The 26596-nt window shown below is 69.6% G+C and carries 22 protein-coding genes; 11 read left to right on the forward strand and 11 right to left on the reverse strand.

The features are described 5' to 3' along the window. Positions 1 to 51: 51 nt before the first annotated feature. The 6 genes from ACFQV6_RS01190 to ACFQV6_RS01215 all read right to left on the reverse strand — a co-directional run bounded on the left by ACFQV6_RS01190 (position 52) and on the right by ACFQV6_RS01215 (position 7275). Complete coding sequence (locus ACFQV6_RS01190; RefSeq protein ID WP_378025377.1) at positions 52 to 777, reverse strand: SDR family NAD(P)-dependent oxidoreductase; 726 nt, start codon at positions 775 to 777, stop codon at positions 52 to 54. Between the two features lie 9 nt (positions 778 to 786). Then, positions 787 to 1614, reverse strand: coding sequence for a helix-turn-helix domain-containing protein (locus ACFQV6_RS01195; protein WP_378025378.1), 828 nt, complete (start codon positions 1612 to 1614; stop codon positions 787 to 789). After that, positions 1611 to 3245, reverse strand: coding sequence for a GMC oxidoreductase (locus ACFQV6_RS01200; RefSeq protein ID WP_378025379.1), 1635 nt, complete (start codon positions 3243 to 3245; stop codon positions 1611 to 1613). The genes ACFQV6_RS01195 and ACFQV6_RS01200 overlap by 4 nt, the downstream gene beginning before the upstream one ends. Positions 3246 to 3285: 40 nt before the next feature. Next, positions 3286 to 4902, reverse strand: coding sequence for an ArnT family glycosyltransferase (locus ACFQV6_RS01205; protein ID WP_378025380.1), 1617 nt, complete (start codon positions 4900 to 4902; stop codon positions 3286 to 3288). A gap of 175 nt (positions 4903 to 5077) precedes the next feature. Then, positions 5078 to 5977, reverse strand: a complete 900-nt coding sequence (locus ACFQV6_RS01210) for a CDP-alcohol phosphatidyltransferase family protein (RefSeq protein ID WP_378025381.1) — start codon at positions 5975 to 5977, stop codon at positions 5078 to 5080. 296 nt (positions 5978 to 6273) lie between these two features. Further along, a complete protein-coding gene (locus tag ACFQV6_RS01215) occupies positions 6274 to 7275 on the reverse strand; it encodes a fatty acid desaturase family protein (RefSeq protein WP_378025382.1) in 1002 nt (333 codons plus the stop codon). A 109-nt stretch (positions 7276 to 7384) separates the two neighbouring features. Between ACFQV6_RS01215 and ACFQV6_RS01220 the strand changes: the two genes are divergently transcribed. Beyond that, positions 7385 to 8665 (forward strand): sensor histidine kinase, encoded by a 1281-nt coding sequence (locus ACFQV6_RS01220; protein ID WP_378025383.1) that lies wholly within the window; start codon positions 7385 to 7387, stop codon positions 8663 to 8665. Further along, entirely contained in the window at positions 8617 to 9255 is a 639-nt protein-coding gene (locus tag ACFQV6_RS01225; protein ID WP_378025384.1) for a response regulator, read from the forward strand. The genes ACFQV6_RS01220 and ACFQV6_RS01225 overlap by 49 nt, the downstream gene beginning before the upstream one ends. Before the next feature lie 293 nt (positions 9256 to 9548). Here ACFQV6_RS01225 and ACFQV6_RS01230 read toward each other — a convergent pair whose 3' ends face one another. Further along, positions 9549 to 10589, reverse strand: coding sequence for a WD40/YVTN/BNR-like repeat-containing protein (locus ACFQV6_RS01230; protein WP_378025385.1), 1041 nt, complete (start codon positions 10587 to 10589; stop codon positions 9549 to 9551). Between the two features lie 86 nt (positions 10590 to 10675). On the opposite strand from ACFQV6_RS01230, the gene ACFQV6_RS01235 reads away from it, so the two are divergent. Then, a complete protein-coding gene (locus ACFQV6_RS01235) occupies positions 10676 to 11269 on the forward strand; it encodes an antibiotic biosynthesis monooxygenase (RefSeq protein WP_378025386.1) in 594 nt (197 codons plus the stop codon). On the opposite strand, the gene ACFQV6_RS01240 is transcribed toward ACFQV6_RS01235, so the two are convergent. Both ACFQV6_RS01240 and ACFQV6_RS01245 read right to left on the reverse strand, forming a co-directional pair. Beyond that, complete coding sequence (locus ACFQV6_RS01240) at positions 11266 to 11961, reverse strand: anti-sigma factor family protein (RefSeq protein ID WP_378025387.1); 696 nt, start codon at positions 11959 to 11961, stop codon at positions 11266 to 11268. The genes ACFQV6_RS01235 and ACFQV6_RS01240 overlap by 4 nt on opposite strands. Next, the gene (locus ACFQV6_RS01245) at positions 11958 to 12515 is read right to left on the reverse strand and encodes a sigma-70 family RNA polymerase sigma factor (protein WP_378025388.1); all 558 of its coding nucleotides are present in this window, start codon (positions 12513 to 12515) and stop codon (positions 11958 to 11960) included. Before ACFQV6_RS01245 ends, ACFQV6_RS01240 begins: the two co-directional genes overlap by 4 nt. A 156-nt stretch (positions 12516 to 12671) precedes the next feature. Between ACFQV6_RS01245 and ACFQV6_RS01250 the strand changes: the two genes are divergently transcribed. Next, positions 12672 to 14168 (forward strand): protein kinase, encoded by a 1497-nt coding sequence (locus ACFQV6_RS01250; protein ID WP_378025389.1) that lies wholly within the window; start codon positions 12672 to 12674, stop codon positions 14166 to 14168. On the opposite strand, the gene ACFQV6_RS01255 is transcribed toward ACFQV6_RS01250, so the two are convergent. Then, complete coding sequence (locus tag ACFQV6_RS01255; protein ID WP_378025390.1) at positions 14169 to 15938, reverse strand: alpha/beta hydrolase; 1770 nt, start codon at positions 15936 to 15938, stop codon at positions 14169 to 14171. It abuts the gene before it with no gap. A gap of 193 nt (positions 15939 to 16131) precedes the next feature. On the opposite strand from ACFQV6_RS01255, the gene ACFQV6_RS01260 reads away from it, so the two are divergent. From ACFQV6_RS01260 to ACFQV6_RS01275, 4 genes are read left to right on the forward strand one after another with little or no spacing between them, the layout of a single operon-like run. After that, positions 16132 to 17922: a diguanylate cyclase domain-containing protein gene (locus tag ACFQV6_RS01260; protein ID WP_378025391.1), complete on the forward strand. Its 1791-nt coding sequence runs from the start codon at positions 16132 to 16134 to the stop codon at positions 17920 to 17922. 47 nt (positions 17923 to 17969) lie between these two features. After that, positions 17970 to 19703, forward strand: a complete 1734-nt coding sequence (locus ACFQV6_RS01265) for an acyl-CoA dehydrogenase (RefSeq protein WP_378025392.1) — start codon at positions 17970 to 17972, stop codon at positions 19701 to 19703. 9 nt (positions 19704 to 19712) lie between these two features. Beyond that, positions 19713 to 20660, forward strand: coding sequence for a non-homologous end-joining DNA ligase (ligD, locus tag ACFQV6_RS01270; RefSeq protein WP_378025393.1), 948 nt, complete (start codon positions 19713 to 19715; stop codon positions 20658 to 20660). A 35-nt stretch (positions 20661 to 20695) separates the two neighbouring features. Further along, entirely contained in the window at positions 20696 to 22087 is a 1392-nt protein-coding gene (locus tag ACFQV6_RS01275; protein WP_378025394.1) for an OFA family MFS transporter, read from the forward strand. Between the two features lie 66 nt (positions 22088 to 22153). Here ACFQV6_RS01275 and ACFQV6_RS01280 read toward each other — a convergent pair whose 3' ends face one another. Beyond that, complete coding sequence (locus ACFQV6_RS01280) at positions 22154 to 23185, reverse strand: LacI family DNA-binding transcriptional regulator (protein WP_378025395.1); 1032 nt, start codon at positions 23183 to 23185, stop codon at positions 22154 to 22156. A 299-nt stretch (positions 23186 to 23484) separates the two neighbouring features. On the opposite strand from ACFQV6_RS01280, the gene ACFQV6_RS01285 reads away from it, so the two are divergent. From ACFQV6_RS01285 to ACFQV6_RS01295, 3 genes are read left to right on the forward strand one after another with little or no spacing between them, the layout of a single operon-like run. After that, entirely contained in the window at positions 23485 to 24786 is a 1302-nt protein-coding gene (locus ACFQV6_RS01285) for an ABC transporter substrate-binding protein (protein ID WP_378025396.1), read from the forward strand. Then, on the forward strand, positions 24786 to 25736 hold the full coding sequence (locus ACFQV6_RS01290; RefSeq protein ID WP_378025397.1) for a carbohydrate ABC transporter permease: 951 nt from the start codon (positions 24786 to 24788) through the stop codon (positions 25734 to 25736). Before ACFQV6_RS01285 ends, ACFQV6_RS01290 begins: the two co-directional genes overlap by 1 nt. Continuing rightward, entirely contained in the window at positions 25733 to 26593 is an 861-nt protein-coding gene (locus ACFQV6_RS01295) for a carbohydrate ABC transporter permease (protein ID WP_378025398.1), read from the forward strand. The genes ACFQV6_RS01290 and ACFQV6_RS01295 overlap by 4 nt, the downstream gene beginning before the upstream one ends. The last annotated feature ends 3 nt before the right edge of the window (positions 26594 to 26596 follow it).

The raw sequence follows: 26596 nt of genomic DNA on the forward strand, positions 1-26596 counted from the left end.
TGGACATCCAAGCCGCCCAGGACCGGCTCAAGTGTCCAAGATCGCGGGGGATCAGAGCAGGAGACCTCCGGTGGCACGAAGGTTCTGGCCGGTCAGCCAGGCGGAGTCGGGGCCGGCCAGGAAAGCGACCACCGCGGCGACATCGGCAGGCTGTCCGAGGCGCTGGAGAGCGGTGAAAGCGGCGCTCTGTTCGAGGGCCTCGGGCGGGTTGGAGCCGCGGAGCATGTCCGTGTCGGTGGCACCCGGGGAGACCGTGTTCACGGTTATGCCACGGGAGCCCAGTTCGCGGGCGGCCACCTTCGTGAACTGTTCGAGGGCGGCCTTGCTCGCACAGTAGAGGGCGAGCCCGGGTGCGGGTACGACGGTGTTCAGCGAGGAGAGGTTGACGATCCGGCCGCCGTCGCGGAGCAGGGGGATCGCCTCGCGCACGGCCAGCAGGGGGAACTTCGCGTTGATCGTCATCATCCGGTCGAAGTCGGCGGCGGAGAGATCGGCGATAGGGGACGAGGTGGTGATCGCGGCGTTGTTGACGAGAATGTCGAGGCCGCCACGGACCGGATCGAAGATGGCCGGGAGGGTTTCCAGGTCGGCCTGATCGCAGCGGACTGCCACGGCGTCGGGGAGAGAGGCGGCCAGCTCTTCGGCGGCCGCCTTGCTGCAGCGGTAGGTGAAGACCACCCGGGCGCCGTCGGCGGCCAGCCGCTGGACGATGGCGCGGCCGATGCCCCGGGAGCCGCCGGTCACGAGGGCCGTCTTTCCGGTGAGCGTGAGCGTCATGAGGCGACGCTAGAGCCGCTCCTCCCGCCGAGTCTTGAACGTTTGCGCACCCGCGCCAGAGAGCCCACCGGGGGACGGGAGGGCCGCGGTGATGGTTCGGCGGAGCTCCGTCGGGGTAACGCCGGCCATGGATCGCATGTCCCGGGTGAAGTGCGGCTGATCTGCGTACCCCGACTCTGTTGCGACCAGCGGAAGCGCCGCACCCACCGCGACCATGCTCACGGCTCGCTGAAAGCGGGCGATGCGGGCGACAGTGCCCGGCGGCAGGCCGATCCGGCGCTGGAAGCCGGTCTCCAGCCGGCGCCGGCCCACGCCCAGCGACGCCGCGACCGCCGCCACGGTCGGTGCGTTCCGGCGCTGCAACCGCCACCACGCCGCCATGAGCAGCGGATCCTCGGTGACGTCCGGGTTCAGGCGGGTGGTCAGCCAGTCCTCCAGGAGGCTGAACCGGCCCGCCCAGTGCGGGATCGCGGCGAGGCGTTCGGCCAGCCGGGTGCTGTCCGGGCCGAGGGGGACCGGTGCCGAGGTGAGTTCCCGCATCGGTAGGCCGAGCAGTGCGGGTACGCCCGCCGGGGTGAGTCCGATCGTGACGCCGTGCCCCCAGAGGGTGTCCCGCTCGATCGCCGCGGTGCCGGAGGCGCCGGTCACCACCCGGCCCGCCCCGGTGATGTCGATGATCAGCACGGGGAGGTTGCACGGCAGCATCCGGTGGGCGATCGGCGCGGTGGTGCGGAAACCGCTGTAGGACAGGACATGCTCGCGCAGCCGGGGATGCGGGCGGCGGACAACCGTCTCGCAGGGCACCGCGGCCGGCACGACCGGCAGCGAGTGGATCATCGGAGGCGCAGGGCCGCCGGGGCGTGTGCCGGTACCGCGGGGGAGCGTGGCGCGATCGGCTCGACCCGCTGATAGTTCTCGCCGAGCGCCGGCCGCCGGTCCTCGTCGCCCCTGTTCGGCCAGAGCGCCATGGCCCGCTCCGCCATCGCGGTGATCGTCAGCGACGGGTTGACCCCGAGGTTCGCCGGGACCGCCGAGCCGTCGACCACGTGCAGCCCGGGGTATCCGAAGACCCGGTGGTAACCGTCCACCACCCCCTCAGCGGCTGTCGCGCCGATCGTCGCTCCGCCGAGGATGTGTGCGGTCATCGGGATGTCGAACACGTCGCCGACCGTCCCGCCCGGATAACCGCCGATCTTGTCGGCGATCCGGCGGACCGCCTCGTGGCCGACCGGGATCCAGGTGGGGTTCGCCGTACCGTGGCCGGGTGAGGTGGTGAGCCGTCCCCGCCGGGTCCGCCGGACCGTCAGAGAGTTATCCACGGTCTGCATGACCAGCGCGATGATGGTCCGCTCGCTCCATCGGCGCACCGAGAGCGACTGCGCCAGCACCACGGGGTGGCGCAGCGCCTGGGCGAGGAACCGCAACGGCCGGGGTATCCGCCCGCCGCCGTCGACGAGCAGCGTGGTCAGCAGCCCCATCGAGTTGCTGCCGGGACCGTAGCGGACGGGTTCGATGTGGGTGTGCGGATCGGGATGGAACGACGACGTGATCGCGATGCCGGTCGAGAACGGCTGCTCCGGCACCTCCTTGGTCGCCGCGCCAACCAGGGCCTCGGAGTTCGTCCGGGTGAGCCGCCCGATCCGGTCGGAGAGGTGGGGCAGCACGCCGGTGTCCCGCATGGCGTGCAGCAGCCGCTGTGTGCCGAGCGCTCCGGCCGACAGGATGACCTGGTCCGCGGTGAACAGGCCGTTGCCGGTGCTGATCCGCCAGCCGCCGCCGGCCGGGTGCAGTGACGTGACCTCGGTGTCCGGGTGCACCACCGCACCGGCCCGCTCGGCCAGGTAGAGGTAGTTCACGTCGAGCCGGTTCTTCGCGCCGACCTTGCAGCCGATCATGCAGTTGCCGCACTCGACGCAGCCGGTCCGGTCGGGTCCCGCGCCGCCGAAGTACGGGTCGGGCACGGTCTTGCCGGGCTCGCCGAAGAAGACACCCACTGGCGTACGCCGGAACGTGTGCCCGACGCCCATGTCCTCCGCGACCTGCTTGAAGATGACGTCCGGCGGTGTCATCGACGGTTGCTCGGTGACGCCGAGCATCCGCGACGCCTGGTCGTAGAAGGGTGTCAGCTCCGACGACCAGTCCGTGATCTGCGACCAGTGCGGGTCGGCGAAGAACGGTGCCGGCGGAACGTAGAGCGTGTTCGCGTAGACGAGCGAGCCGCCACCGACCCCGGCCGCGGAGAGCACCATGATGTCCTTGAGCAGGGTGATCCGCTGGATGCCGCGCATGCCCAGCTTCGGCGCCCAGAGGAAGTTGCGCAGGTCCCACGAGGTCTTGGGCAGGGTCTCGGGGGTGAATCGGCGGCCGGCCTCGAGCACGCCGACCCGGTAGCCCTTCTCCGCCAGCCGCAGGGCGCTGACGCTGCCACCGAAGCCGCTGCCCACGATCACGATGTCGTAATGCGTCATCGCATCACCTAAGCATTACCGGCCGGTAACCTTCAAGAGGTCAACGACGATAGATGGAGATCGAGTATCCGACCTGGTCGATCCTGGTGCTGGAGTCGATCAGCCGTTTCAGCCGGAGACTGGCGAGGGCCACCCGGGAATCCGAGATGACCAGCAGGCCGCGTACCTGATCCTCGGGCACTTTGTAGGGATCCTTGGCATCGATGCCGTAATACGCCGGTACGCCGGCGCCCTTGTAGACCAGCCAGACCGGCTCACCCGGATAGCGCGTCTTCAGGTGCTGCCCGAGCCTGGCCAGATCCTGTCCCCAGTCGACGTTGGCGTCGTGCAGGTTGTTGTGCGTGTTGGAGGTTCCGCCGAACGCGATGTTCGAATAGGGCAGGTAATAGGGAAAGGTCAGCAGCGAGCCGGCCGCCACCGTGAGGACGAGGACGGCGGCCACGATCCGCGAGTACCGGAAGCGGATCAGCGCCACGGTCCCCGCCGCCACCGCGAGGAAGAGCGGCAGGAAGATCACGTACCGGGTGCCGAAGTTGCGGCTGCCGGTCATCGCGACGAGCGTCAGGAGCGCCGAGATCGGCAGCAGGTGGACCGCCGCCGCCCGCAGCCGGGGGATCACCAGCATCGTGATCGCGCCGGCCACCCAGAGCCCGATCATCGCGAGCGGTGTCTTGATCAGCAGCGCGGCCGGCAGGTAGTACCAGGGCGAACCCTTGTAGGCCTCACCGAACAGGAACCCGTTGTACAGCTTGTTCTCGAACTTGAACTGGACGAGCATCCCGTCGCGGTACGCCTGCGGGAACGGCATCAGATCGACCGCCAGGCCCTTCAGCCCCTGGATCTCCGGCAGGCCGGGCGGCGTCGTCCACCGCAGCCGCGGATCCACCGCCAGGTAGGAGAGCCACACCACGGCCACGGCGATCAGCCCCACACCGATCGCGGCACCGGCGCTGCGCAACAGCGCAGTCCGCACCGGCAGGGCTTGCTCCGGGCGGGAACGTTGCGCATGCCACAGGGCCCAGGCAGCAAGAAGAACAAGCAGCGGTACGGCCGGAAGCACGCTCATCCGAATGGATAGTGCCGCGCCCAGAGCCAGCCCGGCCAGCGGCAGATGGAGCAGTGGTCGTGCGCGGGCGCGCCAGATCAGCCAGACGGCGGTCAGCAGCATGCCGGCGGCCGGGACGTCCAGGGTCGCCAGGGAGCCGTGCGCGATCACGTCGGGGGAGAACGCGTACAGGCCGAGGGCTATCAGGCCGCCCGCCGGGCCGGCGAGGTCCCGGGCGAAGGCCAGCACGACCAGCCCGAACACGCACGTGAGCAGGATGATCGGCAAACGGGCCAGGAACATCAGCTGGAACGGGTTGTTGCCGCTCTCGTAGAGCAGGTGGCGGCCCAGCCGGGTCTGGTTGCCGGGATAGGCGGGATCCAGCGTGGGATCGGCGAACGCCGTACCGGCTGCCATGATCAGCTTGCCGAGCGGCGGGTGCTCCGGGTTGTAGCGCAGGCTGTGCTGCTGCCGGTAGACCTCGGCGGTGCCCACGTAGACCGGCTCGTCGATCGTCGGCGACTGCTGCATCGCCGTGGTGACCATGGCGAACGCCATCTGCCCCAGCATGGCGACGACGGCGAGCAGGTAGAGCAGACGTCGTCGTGGCATCGGGCAAATTTAGCCGGTGTCCCTCGGGCGGCGACGGCGCGGATCGCCACCAGACTCACGGTGGCGTCCCGATGACGGCGTGACACGTTCTGATGCCGTGTGACGCGTTCGCGGGGCCGGGACGAAGAAGCGCCCCCGGCGAATCCGCCGGGGGCGCTTCTCGACGTGCGTGGTGTCAGATGGCGTGAGTGAGAGGCGCGGCCGGGACAGCCGGGGTCTCCGCCTGGTACGCCTCGAACTCCTTCTCGGCCGCCGCCAGCTTGGCGGGGTGCGCCTTGCAGGCCCGGTACAGCTTGTAGATCAGGAACGACTCGAAGGCGAGCAGCGCCGCACCGGAGAGGATCGTGATCGGGAAGATCAGGCCGGTCAGCGGCGCGACGATGAAGACGAACATCTCGTACTCGATGCCGCTGAACAGGTGCGTACGGATTCGCCGCTCGCGCAGGTAACCGCCCACCCGGCGCTTGAGCGAGGGGTTGGCGACCGGCTTCACGGGGCCGGTGTCGCCCATCTCGTCGGACGGCTCGGCGGCGTCGGCGGCCGCCTCCGGCTCGACAGCGCTCGGTGGGCGCAGCGCCAGCAGCTGGTCGCGCATACCGCGGCGGACCTTCGCCATCTGGCTGCTGTTCAGGTAGCGGAACAGATCCAGGAAGACGGCGACCGACATCAGCCAGAGGTACGCGTCCTCGCCGGTCTGCACGTACTGCCCGCCGAAGAGCGCCAGGGCGATGAAGAAGACCCGAACCCGGTCGAGGACGAAGTCCAGCCACTGGCCGAAGATCGTTCCCGTCCCGTTCAGCCGGGCGATCTTGCCGTCCATGCAGTCGACGACGAAGCTGAGGTGGAAGAGCAGGGCTCCGGCAACCAGGTACCACCTGTCACCGACGGCGAAGCAGACCGCCGCGGCCGTGCCGAATATCGTCGCGACAAGGGTCAAAACATTCGGCGTGATCCACCGGTAGGGCGCTACCAAGCGGACCAGCCGGGCTGCCAGCGGGTCGACCAGAAGCACGGTCCACCACGCGTCAACCGGCTTGTAGGTCCGCTCCCGGATCTCCTGCAAGGTCACCTTCACGCGCGGCACTCTAAACCTTAATCCTAGGAAAACGATAAGTACCCCGCCGTTCACCTCAGCTATTACCTGCGGTAACACTGATGGTGCACTGCTTTGAGCAGGTCAACGGCGGATACGCCCGGTGGGATCGATGTCACCATCGACCGTCACCGGACGGACGCCTTCCCCCGAATGGGCGCCCCGGGTGAGCCGCCGTGGGGACGGCTCACTGTTTCGCGTTGGGGGACTCTATCCCGTCCGGGCGCCCAGGGCTCGCTGGGTAACACGAATTTAGCCGTTTTGTGCTTTAGCTCGGTCTAGCCCTCCCGAAGTTCCGCCCCGACCTCGTGCAGATGACGCAGCGCCTGCCGGTACGAGTCGGTCAGACTGGTCATCTCGTACGCGACACCGATCTCCTCGCAGTAGCGCTGCACCACCGGCTGGGCCTTGGGCAGGTTCGGGCTCGGCATGGCCGGGAACAGGTGGTGCTCGATCTGGTAGTTCAGTCCGCCGAGCGCGGTGTCGACGAACCACCCGCCGCGAACGTTCCGTGAGGTCAGCACCTGCTTGCGCAGGAAGTCCTCGGTGCCGTCCGGGTGCGGCATGCCCTTGTGGTTCGGGGCGAACGTCATGCCGAGGTAGAGGCCGAACAGCGCCTGGTGCACGACGAAGAACGCCAGAGCCTGGAGCGGTGTCAGAACAAGAAGCAGCGCGGCCGCGTACCCGACAAAATGCGTGCCCAGAAACGCGGCCTCGAGGCCGCGCCGCTTGACGGTGCCGTTCCTCAGCGCGCGCACGCTGTCCTTCTTCAGGGACATCCCCAGAAGAGTGAGCAGCGGGAAGAAGAACCAGGCCTGGTGCTTGGCGAGGAAGCCCTTGCCGCGCGCTGCCTCCGTGCTCCAGACCAGGGCACCCGGGCCGACGTCCGGGTCCAGATCGTCATGGTTCGGGTTGGCGTGATGCTTGGTGTGCTTGTCCATCCAGTAGCCGTAGGACATCCCGATCGCCAGGTTGCCGGCGATCAGCCCGGCCCGGGCGCTGGGCTTGTTGGTCCGGAACACCTGCCGGTGCGCGAGGTCGTGCGCCACGAGCCCGACCTGGGCGAAGACCACGGCCAGGAACACGGCCACGGCCAGCGTCCACCAGGAGGCCCCGATCAGAAAGAACGCGGTCCAGCCGCCGATCAGGGCGAGGCTCACCAGGCTGAGGCGCAGCGCGTAGTAGGCGGGCCGCCGCCGTAGCAGGCCGGCCGCGTTGATCCGGCGGTTCAGTTCGGCGAAGTCGCTTCCGGCGGTTCGGGTCTCCGCTGTTGTCGTCATATGTACAGGCAACATCAAATTCGGCCGGTGGTCAGGAGTGTTAGCTCCCCTACGCGGGAGTAGGGCTGGCACTACCGACACAGTGGCTCGCCGGGGTCAGGATGAGGTCATGGACTCGCGTGACTGGATCCGGGACGGCATCCGAGCCGTGGCCGGCGGGATACTCGCCATCGCCCTCTCCCTGGTGAACATCCCGTTGTTCGTGCTCTTCGTGGTGTCGCTCGTGCTGACCCCGGTCCTCGGCATCGGTCTCGTGCTGCTGCCCCTGGTCACCGCGGCGATCCGGTGGCGGGCGCAGGTTGCCCGCCGGCTCGGCGCGTCCTACGGGGTGGAGATGGCCCGGCCGTACCGGCCCCGGCCCGCCAAGGGTGGCCCGCTCCGCCGGTACCGGTGGATCATCACCGACCCGGCGACGTGGCGTGACCTGGCCTGGCTGCTCCCCGGCATGGTGGCGGGCGTGGTGCTGGGCGTGCTGTCGCTGGCGGTGCCGCTCTACGGCGTGGAGGGCATCGTCCTGCTCCCGCTCTGGATCTGGCTCGGCACGGGCAACTACGGCTACGGCATGATCTGGCCGATCGAGACCCTCGGTGAGGGCTTCCTGTCCCTGCCCCAGGGCGCGCTCTTCCTCGCCATCGGTATCGCCGCGGCGCCCTACCTGCGGCTGGTGGACGCGCACTTCGCCCGGCTGTTCCTCGGGCCGACCCGCAACGCGGACCTGCTCCTGCGGGTCAGCCAGCTCACCGTCACCCGGGCCGACACCGTCGACGCCCAGGCCGCCGAGCTCCGCCGGATCGAACGGGACCTGCACGACGGCGCCCAGGCCCGGCTGGTCTCGCTCGGCATGACCATCGGCCTGGCCGAGGAGATGGTCGCCGATGATCCGGTACGCGCCCGCAAGCTGCTCGCCGAAGCGCGGGAGACCAGCTCGGCGGCACTCGTCGAACTGCGGCACCTGGTCCGCGGCATCCACCCGCCGGTGCTCGCCGAACGCGGACTGGAAGGGGCGGTCCGGGCGCTGGCGATGGCCCTGCCGATCCCGACGAGCGTGGGCGCGGCCATCCCCGGGCGGCTCGACACCCCGGTCGAGTCGGCGGCCTACTTCGCGGTCGCCGAGGTGCTCGCCAACGCGACACGCCACAGCTTCGCCAAGGCGGCCCAGGTGGAGCTCTGGCACAGCGGAGAAACCCTGGTCATGCGGGTCAGCGACGACGGTCTCGGCGGGGCGGATCCGGCCGGTGGCACCGGGCTGCGAGGCATTGAACGCCGTCTCGCCGCCTTCGATGGCACGATGAGCCTGTCCAGCCCGCCGGGCGGACCGACTGTCGTGACCATGGAGCTGCCGTGCGCGTTGTCCTCGCCGAAGACCTCGCCCTCCTCCGGGACGGTTTGACCCGGCTGCTGGAGGCGTACGACTTCCAGGTGGTGGCGGCCGTCGACAACGGACCGTCGCTGCTGCCGGCACTGGTGGAGCATCGGCCGGACGTGGCGGTGGTGGACGTACGGCTCCCGCCCACCTTCACCGACGAGGGCCTCCAGGCGGCTATCTCGGCCCGGGTGGTGGTGCCCGGCCTGCCGGTGCTGGTGCTGTCCCAGCACGTGGAGCCGCTCTATGCCCGGGAGCTGCTGACGGACCGCAACGGCGGTGTCGGGTACCTGCTGAAGGACCGGGTGTCGCATGTGGCGCAGTTCGTCGACGCGGTTCGGCGGGTGGCCCGTGGCGGCACGGTGATGGATCCGGAGGTGGTCTCGCAACTGCTGGCGCGCAATCAGTCGCCGCTGGCCGCGCTGACGGCCCGGGAGCAGGACGTGATCGGGTTGATGGCGGAGGGCCGGTCGAACGGGGCGATCGCCGGGAAGTTGTTCATCGGGGAGAAGGCGGTGAGCAAGCACATCAACAGCATCTTTACTAAGTTGGCGCTGCCGCCCTCGGACGACGACAACCGCCGGGTTCTGGCCGTCCTCACCTACCTCAACGGCTGACGCGACCCCCCACCCGCCCACCCCCGCCGCGATCTTGTGGAGTGCGGGTTGACCGTGTTCGGACAACTCCACAAGATCGCGGGGAGGCCCGCGGGGAGGCCCGCGGGGAGGCCCGCGGGGAGGCCCGCGGGGAGGCCCGCGGGGAGGCCAGCGGGGAGGCCCGCGGGGTGGCCGGGGCGGAGGCCGACCGCCGCCCCGAGCGCGATCTTGTGGAGTGCGGGTTGACCGTGTCCGAGCAACTCCACAAGATCGCGGGGACGGCGGGGACGGCGGGGTCGGGTGAGGTGGACGGGTCAGTGCCAGGAGAGGCGGGCTACCCGGCCGGCGGTGCCGGAGGCCCAGCAGGCGCCGTTGGCGCAGGCGACGGCGTCGAAGCTGCCGGTGTCGAAGCGCCGCCAGGTGACGCCCCCGTCGTAGGAGATGTCGCTGCCGGTCGGGCCGACCGCCAGCGCCGTGTGCCCGCGGCCGGTCCACGCCGCGCCGGAGCGGTACTCGCCGGGTACGCGCTTGGAGATCGTCCAGGTGCGGCCGCCGTCCCGGGTGACCGCTGAGCCGTCCGGTGCCGGTGCCGGAGCGTCGTAGTCGCCGCCGACCGCGAGGCCGTGCCGTGTGTCGCGGAAGGCCAGCGAGTAGATGCCCTTGGTCGGGCCGCTGGGCAGCGGGGAGTCGATCACGGTCCAGTTCCGGCCGCCGTCGCGGGAGTGGAAGACCCGCGCGGTGGCGTCGCCGCCGGTGGCGAACCAGGCGTGCCGGCCGGCCGACACCAGGCAGGTGCCGCTCGCCGCGAAGGCGAACTCGCCGGGCAGGGCGTCCGGCATCCCGGTGGTCGGCCGGACCTGCCAGGAGCGCCCGCCGTCGTCGGTGGCGAGGATCCGGAACTTGCCGCCGACCGGGTCCGCCAGGGCCAGGCCGTGCCGCCGGTCGGAGAAGGTCAGGCAGTCGTAGAAGGCGGTCGGGTCGTCGTTCCGGAACGTCTCGGTCCAGGAGCGGCCGCCGTCCGAGGTCGCGTAGATCCGGGACTCTTCGCCGTACCCGATGGTCAGGGCTGTGGCGTGCCGCGCGTCGGTGGCCTCGATGTCCCGGAACTGGAGTGCGGCAGCCCCCGGCGGGCCGACCGAGGCCCAGGTCCGGCCGCCGTCGACGGTGCGCAGCACGGTGCCGGCCGAGCCGGCGACCCAGGCGACCTTGGCGCTGACCGGCGCGAGCCCGCGGAAACCGGCGGTCACCCCGGTGTCCTTGAGCTGCCAGGACGGCCCGCGGCCCGGGGTGAAGCCGGTGCCGGCGACCATGACGAGAGCGAGTGCTGATATAGACAACTTTCGTTGCAGCGTCATAGTCCAGGTAACTTACCGGCCAACGGCGGTGTGGGGTACGGCACTGGGTCTTGGAGCTGCAACCTGGAGTTACCACAATGTGAGACATGCAGACCTTGGCCGCCCTCCCCGTGACCGTCGCGATCACGCGCCGCGCTGATCCCGGCCGGACGGCGGAGATGGCTGCCTGGGTCCGCGCGGGCACGTCGCTCGCCGAGGACTTCCCCGGTTTCCTGGGCACCGGCTGGGTCCGCCCCGAGGAGGGATCCTCCGAGTGGCACATGCTCTACCGCTTCGCCGACGCCGAGTCCCTGCGCAACTGGGAGGAGTCGTCGCAGCGCCAGTGGTGGCTCTCCTCGGCCGAGGGTTTCGTCGAGCACACCCGCGAGGAACGGCGTTCCGGCATCGAGGGCTGGTTCGACCCGCCGCGGGAGCAACGGCCCGACGAGCCCGCCGGCACCGCACCGGCAGCGCCGCCGGCGCCGCCGCGCTGGAAGCAGGCGGTCACCATCTGGCTCGGGTTCTTCCCGGTCAGCCTGGTCGCCGCGGTGCTGCTGATGCCGCACCTGACCGGCCTGAACGTGGTGCTGCGCACGCTGATCAGCACCCTCGCGCTCACCCCGGTGATGACCTACCTCGTCCTGCCGCGCATCACCAAGGCCCTCCAGCCCTGGCTGAGGCGCCGGCCCCGGGAGAGCTAGACGCCCACCTCGATCAGCTTCTGACCCCCGAGGGTCTCGACCTGCACCTTGGCGACGTCCGGCGGCGCGATCAGCGCAGCACCGTCGATGGTCGTGCCGGCCTTCTCCGCCTGAGCCGACACCCGCCAGGTGCCCGCCTCCCGCCGGGTGCCGTTCTTCGCGACGACGAGCAGCCGGCACTGCTCGCCGGCTTTCACACCGCCGACGGTGGCCCGGACCCGCACCCAGCCGTCGGCGGGCTGGACGGCGACGGCCATGGTCGCCCCGGTCGCGAAGTCGCTTCCGGTGGCGGTCCGGGTGCCGGGCGCCGTCGTGGCCGTCGGTGCGGGCTGAGGGGCCGCGACGTCGTCGACCAGGGCGCTTCCGCCGAGCATGCCGCCGCCCAGCACCGCCGCTCCGGTCACCACCGCGGCGGCCGCCTGAACGGTGCGCCGCTGCCGGCGAACTTTGGTGCGCTCACCGCGTACCTGACGAATTGTTCTTTGAAGTAGCAGCTCACCGTCGGTGGGCGGGCCTTCGATCAGGGCCTCCGGTGGAATGCCGCCCAGGGCGGCCTCCATCTCGCGCAGGGCGTCGATCTCGCCGCGGCAGCCCGCGCAACCCCCGAGGTGGTCGCGCACGGTGTCCTGCTTACTCTGGTCGAGGACACCGAGAAGGTACGCCCCGAGCAGTTCACTGTCGTGTTCGCTCATCCCGTTCCCCTCGCCACGACCATCCACGGCCCCGCCGGTGTCGGCTCGCTGATGACCTCCCGTAATCGCCGGAGCGCGTAGAAGCAGCGGGATTTGACGGTGCCGGTGGGTACTCCCAGCTCGGCGGCGGTCTCGTCGACGCTGCGGCCCTCGAGGTAGAGCGACCGCAGCACGTCACGGTGCTCCGAGGAGAGCGACGCCATCGCGCCGAGCAGCACCATCGAGTCGATCACCGAGTCGGCGTGGTCGCGCTCCATGGGCGTGCTGCTGATCGTCTCGGCCACCTCGGCGGGACGGGCGCGGCGGGCCCGGTGGCGGTCGATGGCGACGTTGCGGGTGATGGTGAAAAGGTAACCCCGTACCGATCCCTTGTCGTCGGTGAGCGCGCCCGGATTGCGCCACGCGCGGATCAGCGTCTCCTGCACGACGTCCTCCCCGAGGGCGCGATCACCCATCAGCCGGGTCGCGAACGCGAGCAGTGCCCCGCCGTGCTCGGTGTAGAGCCGGCGGATCAGGAACTCGTCGCTGGTGCTGTCCTGGCCGGTCGTGCGCATCAACCCTCCCTGACCCTTAACGGAGCGGCCGCCGGGTGATCGGGCGGGTTCACCCGAAAGAGGTGGGGTCACTCGGACAGGTTCCGTCGAATACCCGGCTATCAGGCTTTATCCGGCGATACAGGATTAAGGCTGGGACTTCGGGAGGAGCGGTCGATGAGCGACGGCGATCGGATCGGCCGCTACCAGTTGTGGGAGGAGATCGGGCGGGGCGCGTGCACGCTCGTCCGCCGGGCGACCGTGCCCGGCGCCCCACCCATCGCCGCCAAGCTCCTGCGGCCGGACCTGGCCCGCAACGCCCGGGTCCGCGAGCTGCTCACCCGGATCGGCGGGTCCCTGCAGCACCTGCCGCACGACGGGATCGTCCGGATGCACGACCTGGTCGTCGAGTACGACCAGGTGGCGCTGATCGTGGACTTCGTCGACGGCCCGAGCCTGCGCGCCTTCATGGCGGGCGAGGGCGGGACGCTGCCGCTCGACGACGCCGCCGTGGTCGCGGTGCAGGTGGCCGACGTGCTGACCGCCGCGCACGCCAGGGGACTCGTCCACCTCGACCTGAAGCCGGAGAACGTGCTGCTCGTCGGCGGCGCCTACCCGCTGCGGGTGAAGGTCTGTGACTTCGGGATGGCCGCGTTGCCGGACGAGCCGGACAGCTCCGCCTACGCGGCGCCGGAACTGGCGGCCGGTGACCCGCCGACAACCGCCGCCGACGTGTACGCCTTCGGCCTGATGCTCGCCGAGATGACCTCCGGCACCCGGCCCGAGCCCGGCCGCTCCGGCCTCCAGCGGGTTCCACACCAGGTCCGCGATCTGGTCCGGGACTGCCTCGCGACGCACCCCTGGGAACGCCCGTCGGCGGGCAACGTGGCCGCCCGGATCCGGGCGGCCGTGGTCTCGGCCGCCATGCCGATCGAGCCGTCACCCGCCTGGCCGCCCCCGGAAAGCCCGCAGACGCGGAACGGCCCGGACCGGCGGCGGACCGCTCTGATCGCCGGCGCGGCGGGTGTCGCCGCGGCGGCCGTGCTGATCGGATTCGTCGCCTGGCCGGGAGCCGGCGATGACTCCGGCTCGCCGGGCGCCGCACCGTCCGCAGCCGTCGCATTCGGCTCGGCCCCGGAGGCCTCGGCCGGCCCCGGGCCGACCGTGGAGCGGCAGAAGGTCGCCGCTGCCGCCCCCGTCCGAGCCACCTACGCCGCCCACCTGCCCGAGGACGCCGGGACGCTCTCGCTGGCCGTGCGGGACGGCCGCGCGATCGCGTACCTCTGCGACGGCAACCAGATCGAGGCGTGGCTGAAGGGCCCGGTGACCGGTGACCAGGTGTCGCTCACCGGCCGCGACGGTGCCTCGCTCACCGGCACCCTCGACCGGCAGAAGATCACCGGTACGGTCAGCCACGGCGAGCGGAGGGTCGGCTTCACCCTGCCGCGGGTCACCGCACCGTCCGGGCTCTACCGCGCGGCCGCCCGCCTGCGCAACGCGGAGATCAAGGGCGGCTGGATCGTCCTGCCGGACGGCACCCAGGTGGGGGTCCTCACCACCGACGGTGTCCCGGCGCCGGCACCCAGCCTCAACCTCGCCAACCGGACGGCCGTCCGCGGTGTCGACACCGTCCCCGCGGTTCCGGTGGACGTCGCCACCGGAACCGGCTTCTGATCAGCCGTCCAGCAGGGCACGCAGACGCTGGGTGTCGAAGGCGGTCCAGCCCGGCGGCGGGGCGATCGCCGCCCAGCCGTCCGCCGTCTCCGACTTGTAGACGTGCCCGTGCCCGGTCGGAACCTGGTTGGCGAAGACCAGGTCACAGGTGGTCTGCCAGAACGTGATGCCCGGGTACCAGTGCATGTCGGGTGTCACGTCCGGCCCGCGCTCGCCGATCAGCCACGACGGTTTCTTCCAGAGCAGGTCCCAGCTCCACCAGACGATCGGATCGGTCGCGTTCTGCAGGTAGACCGCCTTCGGCCGGGTGCCGCCCGGGTCCCGCAGGGAGGCGGCGTTCTCCGCGAACGCCACGGGCAGTGCCGGATAGTGCGGTGCCCAGACCGGGCTGCCCTCGGCGCGCGCGTCGGTGAGCTCGCGGTGGATCGGGTTGGCGAAGGTCGGCCCGAGCATCAGCACCCCGTCCGAGCCGGTCACCATCCGGTCCGCGGTGCCGAAGACCTTCTCCAGCCCGTACGTACCCAGGCTCTCGCCGAAGAGCAGCAGCTTGGGCCGCGACCGCTCGGGCATGGCCGCCCACCGCTGCTGTACCGCGGTGATCAGTGCGTCGGCCGCGCCGACCACCTCGGACCGGTCGCCGAGGAACGCCGCCCAGCTGGGCAGGTAGGAGTACTGCATGGAGATCAGGGCGGTGTCGCCGGCGTACATGTACTCCAGGGACCTGGTCACCTTGGCGTCCACCCAGCCGGTACCGGTGGGGGTGATCACGGCGATCACCGCGCGGTCGAACGCTCCGGTCCGGTCCATCTCCCGGACCACGAGCGCGGCCCGGTCGGTCAGCGTGGTCGCCGAGGTGAGACCCGCGTACAGCCGGATGGGCTCGGCGGCCGGGCGCCCGGCGAAGGCGCTCAGCTCCTCCCGGCTCGGTGCGCCGGCCACGAACGAGCGGCCCTGCCGGCCCAGCGAGTCCCAGGCGACCAGGGACTGCGGGCCGCCGGACCGCAGGACGGAGGTGGGAACGAGGACACCGTTGCCGGTCCCGTTGTTGATCACTGCCGCGGACCGGTCGGCCATCGTGAAGATCTGCGCGACCAGCAGGCTGTCCAAGGCGCCGTAGGTGAGTAGGGCCACCACCACGGTTCCCGCGCAGTAGGCGGCGCGGTCCGAGACGATCCGGCGGAACAGCCAGGCGCACGCATACGTGGCGAGCAGCAGCGTGCGGGCGATCAGCAGCAGCAGCCCGAAGGTGAGCAGGCTGGCGCCGACGGTACGGGCGACGTCGTACTCCTGGGCCGGTTCCATGCTCAGGCGCACGCGCACCTCGCGCTGCCACCGGCTGCCGAGCCAGAGGAAGACCACCACCAGCAGGGGCACGACGGCGATCAGAATCCGCCAGGCGACCCGGACGGTCCGGTCGCCGAACGGGCGGCGCAGCCGGATCAGCGCTCCGATCCCGGTGCCCAGCGCATATCCCATCGCGGCGGTGATGCCGGCGACCACGCCCTGGAGGAACCAGGCGCGCGGCAGCAGCGACGGGGTGAAGGAGAGGCAGTAGAAGAGCGCGGCGAAGGCCGCGCCGGTGATGCTGAACGGCGACCTGATGATTCGCGGACGGCCGATGACCGCCGGGGGAAGCACTGACGGTGGGGTCTCGGTACCGGGGGACTGCTCGGCGGGGGAGGACTGTTCGAGGGATCGCCGCGGCGCCGGAACCCTGGCGCGGAGCGGCGCGAGCCATCCCGGCGGCGACGCCACCACCTGTCTGCGCATGCGGCTCTCCGTTCATCGACGTCGGACCCGCGAACTGCTCCTCCATCATCGGGGTTCGATGGCGTGGTGCGCCGCCCCCTTTTCCCGGGGTTTTGCTCGGCCGAACCCCCGGTTCATCTCAGTGCGGTCCCCTAAGTCCTTTTGTTTCAGCGAGGCCTCCGGCTGCCGATGACATGCGGTGAGGAGGATTACGATGCGGTTGCGCAACTGGATTGCCGTGGTGGTCAGCGTGTTGTTGCTGGCCGCCGCCGGGGTCGTCGGGTTCCTGGTGAACCGGTCGGCACTACGTGCCGCGGATGCGGTGCACCGATCGGACAGCAGTGCGCTCGGCACCAACAACGGCACCCTGACGGGGCAGTTGCAGTTGAACTCGGCGGCTGAGCTCGCCGAGATCCTGGCCGAGCACGCCCTGAACCTCGCCGCCGGCTCCGAGAAGGATCGGGCCATGCTCGAGGTAGCCGCCGCGAAGAGCGCCACGTTCCAGTACGGGATGCTGACCGCTGACATGAGCGGCAGGATCCTGACCTCGAGCCGGCAGGCCGGACTGCCGAAGGCGGACGACCCGGCCTGGGCACCGATGCGGGCCCTGCTCGCCGCGGGCAAGCCGGGCTTCTCCGACGTGATGGTCGTGGAGGGTGTCGCCGTGACCGCGGTGGCCGTACCGATCATGGTGAACGGGTCGCCGGCCGGTGTTCTGATCGGCCTCAACCAGGTCGCCAAGACGTCGTTGCAGAGCTACCTCGCCCGGCTCTACTCCGAGGCGCACCGGACCACCGTCGTGGACAGCACCGGTACGGTCGGCGCCGCCAGCGAGGCCGCGATGATCGGCACGGACGTCGACCCGGCGGTCAAGCCCACGCTGAGCCAGAGCGGTGTGCACTTCGTCGAGTACACGTCCGGCAAGACCCCCATGATCGCGATCGTGTACGGCGGGCTGCCAAGCGGCTGGTCGTACGTCCGTACGCAGACCAAGTCGTCGTTCGACGGTGTGGTGCACGACCGCAGCCAGACCCTCAACCTGACGCTGCTCGCCATGCTGCTGATCGGTGTGGCAGGCATCTCGGTGCTCGGTTACCGCACCCAGGTCACCCGGCGCCGCGCCGACGAGCGCTTCCAGGCCCTCTTCCAGCACGCCCCGGACCTGGTCTCGGTGCTCGACGGCCGCGGCCGGATCGTGTTCAGCAGCCCGAGTGCGCACAGTGTGCTCGGTTTCAAGACCGGCGCGCTCGCCGGGCACAGCGTCTTCGACGTGGTGCACCCCGAGGACCAGCCGGAGATGAGGGAACGCTTCACCGTGCTGCTCTCCGACCCGTCCGGCGTGATCCGGCTGCAGTGCCGGGTCCGCTCCGCCGATGGCGACTACCGGTGGTTCGATTTCACCGCCTCCAACCAGATGCACAACCCGGCACTGGCCGGCCTGGTGATCAACGCCCGGGACGTCTCGGAGAACCGGGCCTTCCAGGAGCGGCTGGAGCACGAGGCCCAGCACGACCCGCTGACCGGCCTGCCGAACCGGCGGCGGATGCAGGACGCGCTCGGCTCGACGCTGCGCAACGCCCCGGTGGCGGTGCTCTTCGTCGACCTGGACGGGTTCAAGCCGGTGAACGACGCGTTCGGCCACGAGGTGGGTGACGAGCTGCTCCGGCAGGTGGCCGACCGGCTCAGCGCCTGCGTCCGCTCCGGCGACGTGCTGTCCCGGGTCGGCGGCGACGAGTTCGTGATGCTGATGCCCGGCGTGACCCCCGAGGACGCGGAGAGCATGAGCGGCCGCCTGCGGTACGTTCTGGAGCTGCCGTTCCGCATCGGTGGGCAGGAAATTCTGATCGGCGCGAGTATCGGCGTGCACGTGGCCCCCGCGGCCGAGGACCCGGACGCCGCCCTGCGCGCCGCGGACCACGCCATGTATGCGATAAAGCACACCGGCGGCAGCCGTGGCACCGGGATCGACATGAGCTGGGTCGGCAGGCACCGCGCGGAGGCCTAAACTTAGTGCACACTGAGTGCAGTGAGTTAGTCCTCCCAGAAACGGTGGTGACCGCGGTGTCCAAGGTGCTCTCCCGGCGTGATCTCGCGTTCCTGCTCTACGAATGGCTCGACGTCGAGTCGCTGACCGGGCGCGAGCGGTTCGCCGAGCACTCCCGGGAGACGTTCGACGCGTTCCTCGACGTCTCCCAGCAGATCGCCGAACGTGATTTCGCCCCGCACAACCGCAAGAACGACCTCCACGAGCCGACCTTCGACGGCGAGCGCGTGGAGATCATCCCGGAGGTGTCCCGGGCGCTGCGGGTCTTCGCCGAGTCCGGGCTGCTCGCCGCGACCCTGGACGAGAAGTACGGCGGGTCGCAGCTCCCGCTCGTGGTCGGCCGGGCCTGCTTCCTGTGGTTCCAGGCCGCCAACACCGCCACCTCCGCGTACGCGATGCTCACCTCGGGAAACGCGCACCTGCTGCTGGCGCACGGCACCGAGGAGCAGATCAGGACGTATGTCGAGCCGATGATCGAGGGCCGGTTCACCGGCACCATGTGCCTCTCCGAGCCGCAGGCCGGTTCCGCGCTGAGCGACGTGCTCACCAGGGCCGTCCCGGCGGGCGACGGGAGTTACCGGGTCAGCGGCAGCAAGATGTGGATCTCCGGCGGCGACCACGAGCTGAGCGAGAACATCGTGCACCTGGTGCTGGCCCGGGTGGCGGGCGCACCGGCCGGGGTCAAAGGGCTGTCGCTGTTCATCGTCCCCAAGCGGCACGTGCACCCGGACGGGACGGTCGGCGAGCGCAACGGTGTCAGCCTGGCCGGTCTCAACCACAAGATGGGCTATCGGGGTACGACCAACGCGGTGCTGGCGTTCGACGACGCGACCGGTTACCTGGTCGGGGAGGAGGGGCGCGGGCTGGCGTACATGTTCCACATGATGAACGAGGCGCGGATCGGTGTCGGCGCCGGCGCGGTCGCCCTCGGTTACACCGGTTACCTGCACGCCCTCGCCTACGCCCGCGAGCGGGCACAGGGCCGTCCCCTCGCTGACAAGGACCCGTCGGCTCCGCCTGTCGCCATCGTCGAACACCCTGATGTACGCCGGATGCTGCTCGCCTCCAAGGCGTACGTCGAAGGTGGTCTGGCCCTGGTGCTCTTCGCTGCGAAGCTGCTCGACGAGCGGTCCGAGGAGAACGACCTGCTGCTGGACGTGCTCACCCCGATCGTCAAGGCCTGGCCGGCGCAGTGGTGCCGGCTCGCCGACGACCACGCCATCCAGGTGCACGGCGGGTACGGCTACACCCGCGAGTACCCGGTCGAGCAGTTCTACCGCGACAACCGGCTCAACTCGATCCACGAGGGCACCGACGGCATCCAGGCCCTCGACCTGCTCGGCCGCAAGGTCACCATGAAGGGTGGCGCCGGTCTGGCCCTGTTGCTCGACCGGATCCGGGCCACCGCCGCCGAGGCGCCGGCCGACCTCGGCGGTCCGGTGCTGGCCGCCTGCGACCGGCTGGCCGCCACCACGGGAAAGCTCTGGGCCTCCGGCGACCCGTCGGCCGCCCTGGCCAACGCCACCGCGTACCTGGACGCCGCCGGCCACCTGGTGATCGCCTGGATCTGGCTGGAGCAGCTGAACGCCGCGGCGGGCAAGGAGGGCGACTTCTACGACGGTAAGCGGCTCGCCGCCCGGTACTTCGTCACCCACGAGCTGCCCCGGATCGGCCCGATGCTGGATCTGCTCGATTCGGGCGACACCCTGCTAAGGGACATGGACGACGCCTGGCTGGGATAGGTTCTGACCATGGCCGGTAAAGCCACCGTCATCGAAGTCGGCGATCACGACGTCCGGGTCTCCAACCCGGACCGGATCTACTTCCCGGAGCTCGGCGCCACCAAGCTCGACCTGGTCGAGTACTACTTGGCGGTGAGCGACGGGATCGTCCGTGCGCTGCGCGAACGGCCCTGCATGCTGCACCGCTTCCCGGACGGCCTGGCCGGGGAGAAGGTGCACCAGAAACGGGTGCCGAACGGCGCACCGCCCTGGCTGGAGACGGTCCGGGTCACGTTCCCGCGGTACAACAGACACGCCGACGAGCTCTGCGTGACCAAGCCCGCCGACGTGATCTGGGCGGTGCAGATGTCCACGGTGGAGTTCCACCCGTGGAACTCGCGCCGCGCCGACACCGAGAAACCCGACGAGTGGCGGATCGACCTGGACCCGATGCCCGACTGCCCGTTCGACACCGTCCGGCGAGTGGCGGGCGTCGCCCACGAGGTCCTCGGCGAGCTGGGCATGACCGGCTTCCCGAAGACCTCCGGCGGCAAGGGCCTGCACATCTACGTGCGGATCGAGCCGGCGTGGGGCTTTTCTGACGTACGGCGTGCCGCGCTCGCCTTCGCCCGCGAGGTGGAGCGGCGCGCACCCGACGACGTCACCACCACCTGGTGGCGCCGGGACCGCGACCCGAGCTCGCTGTTCATCGACTACAACCAGAACGCCCGCGACCACACGATCGCCAGCGCCTACTCGGTGCGCGGCGTGCCCACGGCGACCGTCTCCACCCCGGTGAACTGGGACGAGATCCCCGACGTCGACCCGCGCGACTTCACCATCCGGACCGTGCCGGCCCGTTTCGCCGAACTCGGTGACCTGCACGCCACCATCGACGACCGGGCGTTCTCCCTGGAGACCCTGCTGGAGTGGGCGGACCGCGACGAGAAGGCCGGCCTGGCCGCGCCGGAGGAATAGGTTTATCTAGATCAACCGATGGGTATGGCCGCACAATGGCCCTGCTCTCCGCCCTCGACCGTGAACACACGGTCGCACCGGCGGGATACAGCCGATGGCTCATCCCGCCCGCCGCGCTATCTGTGCACCTGTGCATCGGCCAGGCGTACGCCACAAGTGTCTACAAGAACTCCCTGGTCCAGCACTTCGACGCCAGCCAGACCGCGATCGGAGTGGTCTTCAGCATCGCGATCGTCATGCTCGGCCTCTCCGCCGCCGTCGGTGGCACCTGGGTGGAGGCGAACGGGCCACGCAAAGCCATGTTCGTCTCGGCCTGCTTCTGGGCGTCCGGCTTCCTGGTCGCCGCCCTCGGCATCGCGACGAGCCAGCTCTGGCTGCTCTACCTCGGGTACGGCGTTCTCGGCGGGATCGGCCTGGGCATCGGCTACATCTCACCGGTCTCCACCCTGATCAAATGGTTCCCGGACCGGCCCGGCCTCGCCACCGGCCTGGCCATCATGGGGTTCGGCGGGGGAGCGCTGGTCGCCGGCCCGCTGTCCCGGCAGCTGATGTCGTTCTACGACAGTGGCTACGACCCGAACGTGGCCACCTCGGTCGCGAGCGGAAGCGCGCTGACCTTCCTGTTCGTGACCCTGGGCGTCAGCTACTTCGTCATCATGATGTTCGGCGTGGTGAACATCAGGGTGCCGCGTGAGGGCTGGCAGCCGGACGGCTGGGACCCCGCGTCGGTGAAGGCCAAGCCGCTGGTGACCACGGCGAACGTGTCAGCCTCCAGCGCCATCCGGACGCGCGCGTTCTGGCTGCTCTGGATCGTGCTGTTCTGCAACGTCACCGCCGGGATCGGCATCCTCGAGCAGGCCAGCCCGATGATCCAGGACTTCTTCCGGGAGAACGGGACCTCGAGCGTCGCGGTGGCCGCGGCGGCCGGCTTCGTCGGCGTACTGTCGCTGTTCAACATGGGCGGCCGGTTCGCCTGGTCGTCCACCTCCGACCTGATCGGACGCAAGCCGATCTACATGCTCTACCTCGGTGGCGGCATGATCCTGTACGCGCTGCTGGCTCTCGTCGGCCAGACCGCAACCGCCCTGTTCGTGCTGCTGGCCGGCCTGATCCTGTCGTTCTACGGCGGCGGCTTCGCGACCGTGCCGGCCTACCTGCGTGACCTGTTCGGCACCTATCAGGTGGGTGCGATCCACGGCCGGTTGCTGACCGCCTGGTCCGCCGCCGGGGTGGCCGGTCCGCTCATCATCAACGGTTTCCTCGACGCGCAGGGCAAACCGGGCACGCTGACCGCGGACGCCTACCGGCCGGCGCTGTTCACCATGGTCGGCGTCCTGGCCGTCGGTTTCGTCGCGAACCTGATGATCCGGGCCGTGCCCGAGCGCTATCACGAGCCCGCCGAGAAGGAGGAGGAGGTGGCGGCATGATGCGGTTGGTTCTGTCCTGGGCCCTGGTCACCCTGATGCTCGGCTACGGCATCGTCCAAACGGTGATCACTGCGGCAAAGCTCTTCCAATAGTGCTTTCCCGCGCAATCAGCTGATATGGGGCGCGCAGCTCCAGGCCGGGTGGGGGCGTCGAGCTGCGGATGCGCAGCAGCAGGCGCTCCACGGCGGTGGTCGCGATCATCTCCTTGTCCGGGGAGATGGTCGTGACCGTGGGGTTGGAGAACCGGCCGTCCTCGATGTCGTCGTAACCGATCACCGCGACGTCCTCCGGCACCCGCAGGCCGCGGGAGACGATCGTGTGGATGGCGCCGAGCGCGACCAGGTCGCTGTAGCAGAAGACGGCGTCCGGCGGGTTCTCCAGATCGAGCAGGTGCGCCATCGCCTGAGCGCCGTCGATGCGGTTGAACCGCGGCGTACCGATGATGAGGTCTTCCCGGACGGCCAGGCCGCGCGCCTCGTGTGCCTGCCGGAAGCCGCGGGTGCGCCGCTGTGCCGCCTCGCCGGTGGCGTAGGGCTGGTCGCCGATCGCTGCCACCCGCTGGCGGCCGAGGTCGAGCAGGTGTTCGGTGGCCAGGCGGGAGGCCGCCACGTCGTCGATGCCGATGTGGTCGAAGGAGCCGTCGCTGGCGCGTTCGCCGAGGATGACGAGCGGCAGCGAGGTGTCGCGGTCGGTGAGGGCCTGCTGGTCGAGGCCGAGCGGGCTGAAGATGACGCCGTCGAACAGCAGCCGGCGTGAGCCGTGCGCGATGAAAGCGCGCTCGTGCTCCGGGTCGCCGTCGGTCTGGTCGATCAGCACGTTGTAGCCGCTGACGCGCGCGGCGCGGATGACGCTCTGCAACAGCTCCGAGAAATAGGGCGTGTCCAGGTACGGAACCACCAGCGCGATCTGCCCGGATCGTCCCTGTGCCAGGTTGCGGGCGAGCACGTTGGGCCGGTAGCCCAGTTCCTCGACCGCACGCTGGACGCGGACCCTGGTCCGCTCGGTGACGTTGGCGTAGCCGTTCACCACGTTGGAGACGGTACGGCTGGAAACTCCAGCCAGCTCCGCCACGTCACGCAGAGTGACCTCCCGACGCAATGTGCCCCCCTTTGCGGCTTCCCGCGAGCGCCAAGTTTCCGGCAGGTTACCCCTTGCCGTCGATTGGACGTCCGTGCATGCTGTCTTTGCAGCGCTGCAAAATCGTAGCAACACCCGTCGGCGTGCGGCTATACACGCAGGTGGGACACGATTTTGTGAGCGTGACGGCCGGCCCTTGGTGTGCCAGCACCGCAGGCCGGCCATACCCGACATAAACCGGATACTCGAGCGCTTAACCCTGTGAGGACCCAGTGAACGTCAGGAACTTTAGTCTAAAGCGAGGCCTCCGGCGATCAGTCGTGACGGCGGTCGCTGCTTTCACCGCGGTGACGCTGGTGGCCTGTAGCAGCGACTCCGGCGACGAGCCCGCCGAGAAGCCCACCGGCCCGGTCACCATCAAGCTCTGGGCGTGGTACCCGGAGTTCCAGGGTGTCGTCGACCTGTTCAACAAGACCCACTCCGACATCAAGATCGAGTGGACGAACGCCGGCGCCGGCCAGGACCAGTACACCAAGCTCCAGACCGCGCTCAAGGCCGGCAAGGGCGCGCCCGACGTGGCGATGCTCGAGTTCCAGGAGATCCCCACCTTCCAGCTCACCAAGCATCTCGTCGACCTCGGCAAGCACGGTGCCAACGACGTCAAGGGCGACTACGTCGACTGGGCCTGGAAGCAGGTCAGCGCCGGTGACTCGGTCTACGCCATCCCGGTCGACGCCGGTCCCATGGCGATGCTCTACCGCGAGGACATCTTCAAGCAGTACAGCCTGACCGTGCCGAAGACCTGGGACGAGTACAAGCAGCAGGCCGAGAAGCTGAAGGCGGCCTCCGGCGGCAAGAACTTCATCACCGACTTCGGTGCGAACGACGGTGGGTTCATGACCGGTCTGATGTGGCAGGCCGGGGCCAAGCCCTACACGTACGACGTGAGCAACCCGGCGAACGTCGGCGTGAACGTCAACAGTGCCGAGGCCAAGCAGGTCATGACGTACTGGGAGGGCATGGTCAACGGCGGTCTCGTCGACACCAAGGCGTACGGCACCACCGACTTCTACAACGGTCTCGGCTCCGGCAAGTACGCGACCTACCTGGCCGCCGGCTGGGGCCCGGGTTACCTGCAGAGCATCGCCAAGGCGACGGCCGGCAAGTGGAAGGCCGCGCCGCTGCCGCAGTGGACCGCCGGTGGCAACGCGCAGGGTGACTGGGGCGGCTCGTCGTTCGCGGTGACCGACCAGGCCAAGTACCCGGACATCGCCGCCAAGGTGGCCATGGAGATCTTCGGCGCGAAGAACACCGAGGCCTGGAAGATCGGCATCGACAAGGCGTACCTCTTCCCGACCGCCACCCCGATCCTCGAGTCGGACGCGTTCACGAAGAAGGAATACGAGTTCTTCGGCGGCCAGAAGGTCAACGAGGTCTTCGTCCCGGCGTACAACGGGATCACCGAGTTCGCCTGGAGCCCGTTCAACAACTACAACTTCAACCAGCTGACCACGGTGCTCGGCCAGGCCGTGGAGAAGAAGACCTCCTGGACGGCGGCGCTGGACACGATGCAGCAGAACATCTCCACGTACGCCACGCAGCAGGGCTTCAAGGTTCAGTAATGACCGAGGTCCGTTCCTCCTCCGCGGCCGCCGCTCCGGCGGCCGCGGGGCCCCCGCCCCCATCGCCGGCTCCCGCAGCCGGCGGCCGGCGGCTGGCGAACGCCCGGCAGGCCGCGATCGGATGGCTCTTCGTCCTGCCGTTCGTGGTGCTGCTCGTCGCGTTCCTGCTGCTGCCGCTGGGCTACTCGTTCAAGCTCAGCCTCTACCGGTCCACCCTCATCGAGGGTGAGGTCTTCGCCTTCCTGGACAACTACCAGCAGGCGTTCAACGACCCGCTGGTCCGCGAGGGTGTCGTCCGGGTGCTGGTGTTCGGGCTGGTACAGACGCCGGTGATGATCGGGATCGCGCTGCTGGCGGCGCTGCTGATCGACAACGCGACGTCCCGCTTCTCCCGCGCCTTCCGGCTGGCCGCCTTCGTCCCGTACGCGGTGCCGGTCGTGATCGGCACGCTGATGTGGGGCTTCCTCTACAGCGAGAACACCGGCCCGTTCCGCGGCCTCGGCGTCGACTTCCTCTCCAGCAGCATGGTGCTGAGCTCGCTCGGCAACATCGTCACCTGGCAGTGGGCCGGATACAACATGATCGTCCTGTACGCCGCCCTGCAGGGCGTGCCCCGGGAGGTCTACGAGTCCGCGAAGATCGACGGCGCCGGTGGTGTGCAGATCGCCCTGCGGATCAAGACGCCGATGATCGCCTCGGCGCTCGTGCTGGCGACGCTGTTCACCATCATGGGCACCCTGCAGTTCTTCACCGAACCGCTGATCCTGCAGCCGCTCAACCCGGGTGCGATCACCGCCCACTACACGCCGAACCTGTACGCCTACAACCAGGCCTTCGCGTTCCAGCAGTACAACTACTCGGCCGCGATCTCGTTCCTGCTCGGCGCGGTGGTCTTCGTCGGGTCGTACATCTTCCTCTTCGCCACCAGGAAGCGGAGCGCGCTGCGATGACCTCCACGACACGGGAATCCAGGACCGGCAGCGTCGCCGCCCACCTGCTGATGGGCCTGATGGCCATCTACTTTCTGCTGCCGTTCTGGTGGCTGCTCGTCGCCGCGACCAAGGACAACGACGGCCTGTTCGGCTCGAACCCGCTGTGGTTCGCCGACGTCCACCTGATCGACAACCTCAAGCTGGTGTTCAGCCAGGAGGACGGCATCTACCTCACCTGGCTGCGCAACTCCGCGCTGTACGCGGTGGTGAGCGGTGTCGGTGCGACGCTCGTGTCCGCGCTCGCCGGATACGCGTTCGCCAAGCTGCGCTTTCCCGGCCGGACCGCGCTCTTCGGGCTGCTCCTCGGCCTGATCATGGTGCCGGCCACGGCCCTGGTGCTGCCGACCTACCTGCTGATGTCGCAGCTGGACCTGGTCGACTCGATCTGGGCGGTGATCCTGCCGTCGCTGCTGAACCCGTTCGGCGTCTACCTGCTACGGGTCTACACGCACGACTCGGTGCCCGACGAGATGCTCGAGGCGGCCCGGATCGACGGTGCCGGCGAGTTCCGGGTCTTCCGCAGCGTTGCGCTGCCCGCGATGCGCCCCGCCCTGGTCACGGTGCTGCTGTTCACCATGGTCGCGTCCTGGAACAACTTCTTCCTGCCGCTGGTGATGCTCAGCGACAACCAGCTCTTCCCGCTCACCGTCGGCCTGCGGACCTGGTACATGTCCGCGACCATCGGCAACGGCGGCGCGGCGCTGTTCAACGTGATCGTGGCCGGGTCCCTGGTGGCCATCGTGCCCCTGATCATCGCCTTCCTGATGTTGCAGCGGTACTGGCGCGGTGGCCTGACCATCGGCGCCGTCAAGTGACTT

The sequence above is a fragment of the Actinoplanes sp. GCM10030250 genome (assembly GCF_042666575.1).
In the GTDB taxonomy this organism is placed as follows: Bacteria; Actinomycetota; Actinomycetes; order Mycobacteriales; family Micromonosporaceae; genus Actinoplanes.

Bases quoted from the DNA above. Each gene is read 5' to 3' on its own strand.
- ACFQV6_RS01245 (WP_378025388.1), bottom strand. From the start codon at position 12,515: ATGCGCACGACCGGCCAGGACAGCACCAGCGACGAGTTCCTGATCCGC.
- ligD (WP_378025393.1), top strand. From the start codon at position 19,713: ATGGCCGGTAAAGCCACCGTCATCGAAGTCGGCGATCACGACGTCCGG.
- ACFQV6_RS01205 (WP_378025380.1), bottom strand. From the start codon at position 4,902: ATGCCACGACGACGTCTGCTCTACCTGCTCGCCGTCGTCGCCATGCTG.
- ACFQV6_RS01255 (WP_378025390.1), bottom strand. From the start codon at position 15,938: ATGCGCAGACAGGTGGTGGCGTCGCCGCCGGGATGGCTCGCGCCGCTC.
- ACFQV6_RS01190 (WP_378025377.1), bottom strand. From the start codon at position 777: ATGACGCTCACGCTCACCGGAAAGACGGCCCTCGTGACCGGCGGCTCC.
- ACFQV6_RS01250 (WP_378025389.1), top strand. From the start codon at position 12,672: ATGAGCGACGGCGATCGGATCGGCCGCTACCAGTTGTGGGAGGAGATC.
- ACFQV6_RS01230 (WP_378025385.1), bottom strand. From the start codon at position 10,589: ATGACGCTGCAACGAAAGTTGTCTATATCAGCACTCGCTCTCGTCATG.
- ACFQV6_RS01260 (WP_378025391.1), top strand. From the start codon at position 16,132: ATGCGGTTGCGCAACTGGATTGCCGTGGTGGTCAGCGTGTTGTTGCTG.
- ACFQV6_RS01215 (WP_378025382.1), bottom strand. From the start codon at position 7,275: ATGACGACAACAGCGGAGACCCGAACCGCCGGAAGCGACTTCGCCGAA.
- ACFQV6_RS01290 (WP_378025397.1), top strand. From the start codon at position 24,786: ATGACCGAGGTCCGTTCCTCCTCCGCGGCCGCCGCTCCGGCGGCCGCG.
- ACFQV6_RS01275 (WP_378025394.1), top strand. From the start codon at position 20,696: ATGGCCCTGCTCTCCGCCCTCGACCGTGAACACACGGTCGCACCGGCG.
- ACFQV6_RS01195 (WP_378025378.1), bottom strand. From the start codon at position 1,614: ATGATCCACTCGCTGCCGGTCGTGCCGGCCGCGGTGCCCTGCGAGACG.
- ACFQV6_RS01200 (WP_378025379.1), bottom strand. From the start codon at position 3,245: ATGACGCATTACGACATCGTGATCGTGGGCAGCGGCTTCGGTGGCAGC.
- ACFQV6_RS01295 (WP_378025398.1), top strand. From the start codon at position 25,733: ATGACCTCCACGACACGGGAATCCAGGACCGGCAGCGTCGCCGCCCAC.
- ACFQV6_RS01240 (WP_378025387.1), bottom strand. From the start codon at position 11,961: ATGAGCGAACACGACAGTGAACTGCTCGGGGCGTACCTTCTCGGTGTC.
- ACFQV6_RS01220 (WP_378025383.1), top strand. From the start codon at position 7,385: ATGGACTCGCGTGACTGGATCCGGGACGGCATCCGAGCCGTGGCCGGC.
- ACFQV6_RS01235 (WP_378025386.1), top strand. From the start codon at position 10,676: ATGCAGACCTTGGCCGCCCTCCCCGTGACCGTCGCGATCACGCGCCGC.